Source organism: Brevundimonas sp. (genome assembly GCF_036402095.1).
Taxonomy (GTDB): domain Bacteria; phylum Pseudomonadota; class Alphaproteobacteria; order Caulobacterales; family Caulobacteraceae; genus Brevundimonas.
Window position 1 is genome coordinate 1 of record NZ_DASWTO010000125.1, and the last position, 7839, is coordinate 7839.

General features: G+C 68.0%; 11 protein-coding genes and 1 tRNA gene. 2 read left to right on the top strand and 10 right to left on the bottom strand.

The features are described 5' to 3' along the window. Window positions 1-238, top strand: a 238-nt coding sequence (locus VGD32_RS09120; RefSeq protein WP_331031579.1) for a flagellin, incomplete at its 5' end; no start/stop codon positions are given. 55 nt (window positions 239-293) lie between these two features. On the opposite strand, the gene VGD32_RS09125 is transcribed toward VGD32_RS09120, so the two are convergent. From VGD32_RS09125 to VGD32_RS09135, 3 genes are all read right to left on the bottom strand, one after another. Beyond that, window positions 294-926, bottom strand: a complete 633-nt coding sequence (locus tag VGD32_RS09125) for an exopolysaccharide biosynthesis protein (protein ID WP_331031580.1) — start codon at window positions 924-926, stop codon at window positions 294-296. Between the two features lie 83 nt (window positions 927-1009). Next, complete coding sequence (locus VGD32_RS09130) at window positions 1010-1645, bottom strand: exopolysaccharide biosynthesis protein (protein WP_331031581.1); 636 nt, start codon at window positions 1643-1645, stop codon at window positions 1010-1012. 54 nt (window positions 1646-1699) lie between these two features. After that, window positions 1700-1882: a DUF3008 family protein gene (locus VGD32_RS09135; protein ID WP_292258404.1), complete on the bottom strand. Its 183-nt coding sequence runs from the start codon at window positions 1880-1882 to the stop codon at window positions 1700-1702. 125 nt (window positions 1883-2007) lie between these two features. On the opposite strand from VGD32_RS09135, the gene VGD32_RS09140 reads away from it, so the two are divergent. Next, window positions 2008-2517 (top strand): DUF3617 domain-containing protein, encoded by a 510-nt coding sequence (locus VGD32_RS09140; RefSeq protein ID WP_331031582.1) that lies wholly within the window; start codon window positions 2008-2010, stop codon window positions 2515-2517. On the opposite strand, the gene VGD32_RS09145 is transcribed toward VGD32_RS09140, so the two are convergent. The 7 genes from VGD32_RS09145 to VGD32_RS09175 form a co-directional block, all read right to left on the bottom strand. After that, window positions 2503-3666: an isovaleryl-CoA dehydrogenase gene (locus VGD32_RS09145; protein ID WP_331031583.1), complete on the bottom strand. Its 1164-nt coding sequence runs from the start codon at window positions 3664-3666 to the stop codon at window positions 2503-2505. The two genes, VGD32_RS09140 and VGD32_RS09145, sit on opposite strands and share 15 nt — an antisense overlap. Window positions 3667-3703: 37 nt before the next feature. Further along, window positions 3704-5077, bottom strand: coding sequence for a glycoside hydrolase family protein (locus VGD32_RS09150; protein WP_331031584.1), 1374 nt, complete (start codon window positions 5075-5077; stop codon window positions 3704-3706). A gap of 75 nt (window positions 5078-5152) precedes the next feature. Beyond that, on the bottom strand, window positions 5153-6571 hold the full coding sequence (gene mgtE, locus VGD32_RS09155; protein ID WP_331031585.1) for a magnesium transporter: 1419 nt from the start codon (window positions 6569-6571) through the stop codon (window positions 5153-5155). A 108-nt stretch (window positions 6572-6679) separates the two neighbouring features. Further along, complete coding sequence (locus VGD32_RS09160; protein ID WP_331031586.1) at window positions 6680-6928, bottom strand: GIY-YIG nuclease family protein; 249 nt, start codon at window positions 6926-6928, stop codon at window positions 6680-6682. Window positions 6929-7034: 106 nt separating this feature from the next. After that, a tRNA-Leu gene (locus tag VGD32_RS09165) sits at window positions 7035-7121 on the bottom strand. Between the two features lie 74 nt (window positions 7122-7195). Next, complete coding sequence (locus tag VGD32_RS09170; RefSeq protein ID WP_331031587.1) at window positions 7196-7597, bottom strand: four helix bundle protein; 402 nt, start codon at window positions 7595-7597, stop codon at window positions 7196-7198. Window positions 7598-7703: 106 nt separating this feature from the next. Next, window positions 7704-7839 (bottom strand): FliM/FliN family flagellar motor switch protein (locus VGD32_RS09175; protein WP_331031588.1); only part of this gene is annotated, 136 nt, incomplete at its 5' end.

The window sequence follows — 7839 nt, forward strand, 5'->3', positions numbered from 1 at the left end:
GGTCTCGGGCGCGCTCGCGCGGCTGGGCACCAAGTCGAAGGCGCTCTCGACCCACATCACCTTCGTCGGCAAGCTGACGGATGCGCTGGAGGCGGGAGTGGGGAATCTGGTCGACGCCGATCTGGCGAAGGAAAGCGCCAAGCTCCAGGCCCTGCAGACGAAGCAGCAGCTGGGAGTTCAGGCGTTGGGCATCGCCAACCAGACTCCGCAGCTGGTCCTGTCGCTGTTCCGCAGCTGATTGTTATCCGGTTCTCGCAGGCGCCGGGGGGCTCGCCCCCCGGCGCCTCGTGCGTTCAGCCGAGGCCCAGCATCTGGTAGACGGCCAGGAAGGCGCGGCTGACCAGCTCCCAGGCCACCCAGACGAAGACGCAAACGCCGGCCACGCCGGCCCATCCCACCAGCACCACCAGCCCGTCCCGCTGCATAAGGCCGAAGCCGAAGGTCGAGATGATCAGGGCCGGCACCAGATTGCCGCCCCAGATGGGCAGGATCAGGATGAAGGCCAGCGCCACCGTGGCCACCCCGATCAGCACCTCGGAAACCTGGCTGGTCATGATCGACAGCCGTGGCCGGGACAGACGCTCCACCTGTTTGACGCGCGGCAGGACCTTCTCCAGTCCCGATCGGTAGGCGGCGCGCTCGATCCACCGCCGCAGAGCCCATTTCGGCAACCACAGCTGGTCCTGCCGCGTCATCAGCTGCAGGCCCATCAGCAGCAGCGGCGCCCCGAGAATGGTCGTTGTGCCGGGGATGATGCCGATGGCGATGTTCATCAGCCCGAAAAACAGCATCAGAGCGCCGAATCCGCGCTCGCCGAAGGCGTTCACCAGCTCGCCGAGATACAGCTTCGGATCGTGCTTGTCCCCGATGTCCTCGAGCACCTGCGAGAAGGGTCGTGTGTCGCTTTGATAGTCGTAGTCGGGCATGGGCGGTGCGGGACTCGCGCGACGGGGTTCTTCGATCTAGGCGGGACGGCGGCTGCGCGCCACTTAACAAACATCCATGCAGGTCAGGCGATCCGGCCGATCCAGTCGAAGCCGTGGCTCACGCTGGCCACGATGATCCGCCAGGCGAGGAACAGCACGGCGACTGTCGCCGCGGTCAGCAGCCATCCTGCGATCACGGCGAGGCCGTCCCGCTGCATCACGCCCAGAGAGAAGAAGCCGACCGCCACCGCCGGCAGCAGATTCCCGCCCCACACGGGCAGCACCAGAACGATGGACAGAAAGACGCAGGCGATGCCGATCAGCCCCTGGCCGAACGATCCGGTCAGGAAATGCAGACGCGGCCGCGACAGCCGTTCGGTCAGCTTCAGCCCGCGCTGGAAGCGTCCGATCAGCTTGCGGAATGTGGACCGCCTGACCGACGCCCGCTCCGTCCAGCGTGGAACCCAGAGCTCGTCACGCCCCCAGGCCAGCTCCATCGACAGCAGCAGCAGCGGCGCGCCGGTCAGGGTCGTCCCGCCCGGCGGCCAGGGCATCATATTGATGAGGGCGAAGAAGAACATCACCGGCCCGAAGGCCCGGTCGCCGAACGCCTCGACCACTTCGCCGAGGCACAATTTTTCGCCGCGGCGCGCGGCCAGCTTCTCCACCACCTCGGAGAAGGCGCACGGCCGGCCGCTCGACGTGACGATCAGCGTCATGCGGCGACGCTAGCCGGACCGGGGCCGACGGTCATCCCGGTTCGCCCGGCGCGGTCAGTGCTTCACGTGTTCGGGCTTGCCCTTGCGTTTGGTGTGGGCGAACTCCTCGAGCTGTTTCTCGCTCATCGACATCATCGATTTCGAGGCGCCCTTCAGTTCGGATTTGGGCGTATCGCCCCGCTTGGCGGACAGGGCGGCCCCGGCGGCCTTCTGCTGGGCGGCGGACTTGGCGGGCATGGCGGTGTCTCCTTTCGCGGACGGGCAACCGCCGTGGCTCCATGACGGTTCCGCCGCGCACGCCGGACGTCGTTCTGCGATCGGGGCGGATGTGTTAGGGACGGTTCGTCGGACGGAGGATCGCCATGCGCATCACCACTCTCGTTTCAGGCCTGACCGTGTCCTTCGCGCTTGCCGCCTGCGGGCAGGGCGGGGACCAGGCGGACGCCGCAAAGTCACCCGAGGCCCGCGCCCGCGCCGAGGCGGGCATGCCCGAGGGCCCTAGGCCCGGTCTTTGGCGCGTGACCACCCGAATGACCGGCATGCCGGCGGGCATGGAGCCGCCGCCGGTCGAGACCTGCATCCGCGAGGCGAAGTTCGAACCGCCCCAAGGCGCGACTCCGGAGGCTCCAGGCATGACCTGCGAGCAGCAGTCCTTCCGCCGTGAAGGCGACGCCATGGTCGGCCACATGGTCTGCACCACGGCCGATGGCGTGCGCACCGTCACCGACACGCGCGTGTCGGGCGATTTCACGCGCAACTACACCATGGAGGTGAAGAGCACGACGACGCCGGCGTCCTCGATGGCCGAGGTGACCATGGTGATGAACGCCGAACGGCTCGGCGACTGCCCGGCGGAGTCAGCCGCCCAGTAGCTCCCGCCCGATCAGGAAGCGCCGGATCTCGTTGGTGCCGGCGCCGATGTCGTACAGCTTGGCGTCGCGGACCAGCCGCTCGACAGGCCATTCCTTGGTGTAGCCGGCTCCGCCCAACGCCTGGACGGCCTCCAGCGAAACCTTCACGGCGTTCTCACTGGCCAGCAGGATCGCCCCCGCGGCGTCGTAGCGGGTGGTCTTGCCCGCGTCGCAGGCCCGGGCCACCGCATAGACGTAGGCGCGGGCGCTGTTCAGGGCCACGTACATGTCGGCCACCTTGGCCTGCATCAGCTGGAAGCTGCCGATGGCCTTGCCGAACTGCTTGCGCTCGCGGACGTACGGCAGAACCACGTCCAGCGCGGCCTGCATGATCCCCAGCGGCCCCGCCGACAGCACCGCCCGCTCATAGTCGAGCCCGCTCATCAGCACGCCGGCGCCGCCGCCGACCGGTCCCATGACGTTCTCTTCCGGAACCTCGCAGTCCTCGAACACCAGCTCGGCCGTGTCCGAACCGCGCATGCCCATCTTGTCCAGCTTCTTCGAGACGCTGAATCCCTTCATGCCCCGCTCGATCAGGAAGGCCGTGACCCCGCCGTTGCCCTCGCCGGTGCGGGCGTAGACCACCAGGGTGTCGGCCGAGGGGGCGTTGGTGATCCAGAATTTGGTGCCGTTCAGGACGTAGCGGTCGCCGACCTTCCTGGCTTGGGTCCGCATCGACATCACGTCGGATCCCGAGCCGGCCTCGGACATGGCCAGCGAGCCGACGTGCTCGCCCGAGATCAGCTTCGGCAGATACTTGCGCTTCTGCTCTTCGGTGCCCCAACGCCGGATCTGGTTGACGCACAGGTTGGAGTGAGCCCCGTAGCTCAGGCCGATCGAGGCCGAGGCGCGCGACACCTCTTCCATCGCCACCACATGCTCGAGGTAGCCGAGTCCGAGGCCGCCGTACTCTTCCTCGACGGTGATGCCGTGCAGGCCCAATTCGCCCATCTCGGGCCAAAGCTCGCGCCGGAACTGGTTCTTCTCGTCGATCTCGGCGGCCAGCGGCGCCAGACGGTCGGTCGCCCAGCGGGCAGTGGTCTCGCGGATCATATCGGCGTTTTCGCCGAGGCCGAATTCCATCGATTGGGGGGCGTTGGGAATGCTCATGCGGGGGGCGTAGCACTGCGCCGCGCGACAGGCAAAGTCAGTCCCTGCGGCCCCACCGCACGTACAGATTCCACGACGACACGCCGACGCAGATCACCCCGATCAGGGCCAGGACCCAGCCGATGACCGTGTAGTCGTTGAGTGACGAGTCATCGAGCATCGCCTTGCGGAAGGCGGCGGCGGCGGCGGCGCAGGCCGTCAGCCCGGTCACGCCCATGATCAGGAAGGCGCCCGTGACGCTCCAGTCGAAGCGGCGGGGGGCGGCCGGCTCGACCTCGTGCCGCAGCACCGACGGAGCCGGCTCTTCCTCGAACAGCGCCGCCTCCTCGTCGGGCGCCGCCGGCTCGCCGCGCTGGTCGGCTTCCCATGCCGGACGCGCCGTCTCGACGAAGTCCGCCTCCGTCGCCGGCGTCAGCACCAGCGGCTCGTCCATCGGCGGGAAGGGCGAGACGCCCGGAGCCGGCGGAACCAGCGGAACGACCGGCTCCGGCGGGCTGGCTTCCGCCGCCGGCGGAGTCGCCGGTTCGGCCTCCGCCCCGACCTGGGCCTCGACCCCAATCTCGGCCTCCGAATGGGGCTCGGGCCCACCCTCCGTCTCGGGCGCCGACTCCGGGAGGCCGGTCGCAGCGGCGGTCCCGGCCTCCGCGCCGGAAACCGCCGGCGCCGACGGAAAGCCCGGCAGCGGGCCGATGATCGCGGCGGCGTAGGGGGAATAGCGCTGCAGATGGATGGTGGTCACCGGCGCTGCGGCCTCGAACGGCGTCGGCTCGAACACGGGGATCACCGGTTCGGGCGGCGTGGCCTCGGCCGGGGCATCGGGGCCGGGCGGCGATGGCGCTTCGCCCAGCAGGCTGGCGACGGCCGCGGCCCGCGCATCCGCCGCGGTTTCGGCCTCCGCCGTGTCCTCCACCGGCGGGGGCGGCAGCGGCGCGGCCAGCAAGTCGGCCAGATGCATCGGCGACGCAGGATCGGCGACGAACAGGGCGCGCTCAGCCGCACGGCGGCGCAGTCGGGCGTCGGGCGAAGTCGTTTCGGGCCAGCCGATCAGGGCGTCGGCGGCTTCGCCGGCATGACCCTCGTTCAGCCGTTGGAGCACGTCCGAGGCCAGGAACCGCTCGACCCCGACGGATATGGCGAAGCTGGCGAGGGCGTCGAACTGGTGCTGGTTCAGCGGCGCCGAGACCCGTTCATTCAGGGCTTTGACCACCGGCAGCAGGTCGTACTGCAGCAGCAGCTCGGCGTCCGGCTCGCTGACGGTCAGTCCCTCGCGGGCGGTCAAGGTGTGGCCGTAGCCGATGACCCAACGGCCGTCCTCGTCCCGCACCGCGCGCGGCCGAAAGCCCTCGAAGCTCTTGATGAGGACGACTCCCTCGCGGGAGACCTTCAGACGTTGGGTGGTCGCGTCGGACACCGGATTGACCCAAATCGAGACGGACGTGCTCGCTCAACGGGAGAACCAGCAATCTCCGCGCCGGTCCAGAGGGGACTAGAGCAGGACGATCGTGGCCAGACCGAGGAAGATCAGGAAACCGAAGAAGTCGGTCGTCGCCGTCACGAACACGGCCGAGGACACCGCCGGGTCGAATTTCAGCTTCGACAGGGTCAGCGGCGTCAGCACCCCGACCGTGGCGGCGACCAGCAGGTTCAGCACCATGGCCGCCGCGATCACCAGACCGATCCGCCAGTCCTCGTCGCGGAACCACAGGGCCGTGGCCACGCCGATCAGCGGCGCCAGCACCAGTCCGTTGGTCAGCCCCACCGCCAGCTCCCGCCAGAAGGTGCGCGGCGCGTTGGAACTGTTCAGCTCGCGCGTCGCCAGCGCCCGCACCGTCACGGTCAGCGCCTGGGTGCCCGCATTGCCGCCGATGGCCGAGACGATCGGCATCAGCACGGCGAGGGCCACGATCTGCTGGATCGTCCCCTCGAACCAGCCGATGACGCTGGCCCCCAGCACGGCGGTGGCGAGATTAATCGCCAGCCACGGCACGCGACCGCGCACGATCTCGGCCACGTTCGAGCCGCGGTCCTCATCCGAGACGCCGGCCAGACGGAGGATGTCCTCGCGGTTCTCCTCCTGAATGATGTTGACGATGTCGTCGACGGTGATCTGGCCCACGAGGCGGCCGGCGGCGTCGGTGACGGGGGCCGAGATCAGGTGGTATTTCTCGAAGATGTAGGCGACCTCTTCCTGGTCCTGGTCGACCGTGATCTCGTTGACCGGATCCATGATCTCGGTCAGGGGCGTCGGCCGCGGCGCGCGCAGCAGGCGGCTGATGGCCACGCCGCCGACCGGCTTGTTCAGCGGATCGACGACATAGATGTCGAAGAACAGCTCGGGCAGCTCCTCGCCCTGCTTGCGGATGTGGTCGATGGTGTCGCCGACGTTCCAGAACTGCGGCGCGGCCATGACCTCGCGCTGCATCAGGCGGCCGGCGGAATCCTCGGCGTAGCCCAGCGAGCTCTCGATGGCCGCCCGGTCGACGTCCGGCATGGCCGCCAGCACGCGCTCGCGCTGGTCGTCCTCCAGATCCTCGACCACGGCGGCGGCGTCGTCGGAATCCAGTTCCTGCAGCGCCTCGGCCAGGGTCAGGTGCGGCACCCGCTCCAGCACCTCCTCGCGGATGCCGTCGTCCAGCTCGGGCAGGGTGTCGGCCAGCAGGTCGGCCGGCAGCCACAGCACCACCACGGCGCGATGCTCCGACGTCAGGAAGCCCATCAGGTCGGCCACATCGGCCGGGTGCAGGTCTTCCAGCAGCGAGCGCAGCTTCAGGCCGTCGCCGGCGTCGGACGCGTCGACGACCTTCTCGACGAAGCCGGGCGTCAGGACATAGTCCTCGTCCAGCGCCACATGTTCGATTTCATCGTTCTGGACAGGAGGCAGGGGGGCGGTTGCGGTGTTGCTCACGCTTGGCCCTCCCTGATCTATCAGCGTTTCGCCGATGCGCGTCCCTGGAATGGCCCGCCCTATGGCCGACCGGTTATGCGGCGTCTCTCAACCATGGCGCCGACCGGGTCAAGACAACCACAGGCGTTTGCTGGCGAAGGCATGCCCGGAGCCAGACTTCAGATACCGCTCGAAGGACTCGGCCTGCGGGCGGTTCGAGAAGGCGATGTAGGTCACCAGTCTCCACGGACAGTGCCTGGACGTATGGGTTGACCGGCCGGCGTTGTGATCGTCGAGGCGCGTCTTGAGGTCTGCGGTCACGCCGACATAACGCTTCGTCGGATCGCTGACGCTCTCGATCAGGTAGACGTAGTGCACAGCGCCCTCGTCGAGCAGCCCTGCTTCGCCAAGGCTTCGCAGGGCATCCTGCTTCGCCTCGCGCCGATGATCTAGTCCTGCGAAGCCCCGAAGGGGCGAAGCAGGATGGTGCGGTCGAGAAGACTCGAACTTCCACTCCGGTTAGGGAACAGCGACCTCAACGCTGCGCGTCTACCAATTCCGCCACGACCGCTCGCATCGGAGGGGGGCTGATAGCGGAGAGCGCGGCGGAAGGGAAGGGGGGAAGGAGGGCTTGGAAGTTAGGGCTTAGGAATTAGGGGGAAAGGCGCTGGAGCCGGACTGGGACGGCTTTTCAAGCTTGCCGATGAGCGCCCTGAACATGCGGCCGAGTTCGTCGGCGTCGGCAAGAAGGCCTCTAGTCGATAGTTGCGGCGCCACGCCTACCCGTTCGGCAAGTATCAGGTGCGTCTCAAGCTCCTTCAGGGAGCCTTGGGCGATCCGAAGAAAATGGGCGTAGCTCCCCCGGCTGGACCGGCCATAGCCTTCGGCGATATTGGCCGCGACCGATGCGGCGGCCCTGCGACTTTGCGAGGTCAAACCGAACAGTTCGTCTCGTGGATACTGGCGGCTCAGATCGTAAGTCGTCACGGCGATATCCATCGCCTTCTGCCAGACCAGCAGGTCCCGATAACTACGCACTGCCGGCATGAAAACCTCCGTACGCAGCTGACTCCCGGGCCCAAGCCCTAAGCCCTAAGCCCTAAGCCCTAAGCCCTAAGCCCTAAGCCCTAAGCCCTAAGCCCTAAGCCTCCCCTCAGGCCGCTCCCGCCATGAAGTCATACACGTCCGCCGCCCGCGTCACGGTGATGGCGATGCGGTCCTCGCGGATCTCGATCTCGCCGCGGGCGACCGGATGGTTGTTGGCCAGGATCCAGACCTCGTCGTTCTCC

Coding starts and splice junctions, on each gene's coding strand:
- VGD32_RS09135 (WP_292258404.1), bottom strand. CDS start 1,882: ATGCCCGCCAAGTCCGCCGCCCAGCAGAAGGCCGCCGGGGCCGCCCTG.
- VGD32_RS09140 (WP_331031582.1), top strand. CDS start 2,008: ATGCGCATCACCACTCTCGTTTCAGGCCTGACCGTGTCCTTCGCGCTT.
- VGD32_RS09170 (WP_331031587.1), bottom strand. CDS start 7,597: ATGCCGGCAGTGCGTAGTTATCGGGACCTGCTGGTCTGGCAGAAGGCG.
- VGD32_RS09145 (WP_331031583.1), bottom strand. CDS start 3,666: ATGAGCATTCCCAACGCCCCCCAATCGATGGAATTCGGCCTCGGCGAA.
- VGD32_RS09125 (WP_331031580.1), bottom strand. CDS start 926: ATGCCCGACTACGACTATCAAAGCGACACACGACCCTTCTCGCAGGTG.
- VGD32_RS09130 (WP_331031581.1), bottom strand. CDS start 1,645: ATGACGCTGATCGTCACGTCGAGCGGCCGGCCGTGCGCCTTCTCCGAG.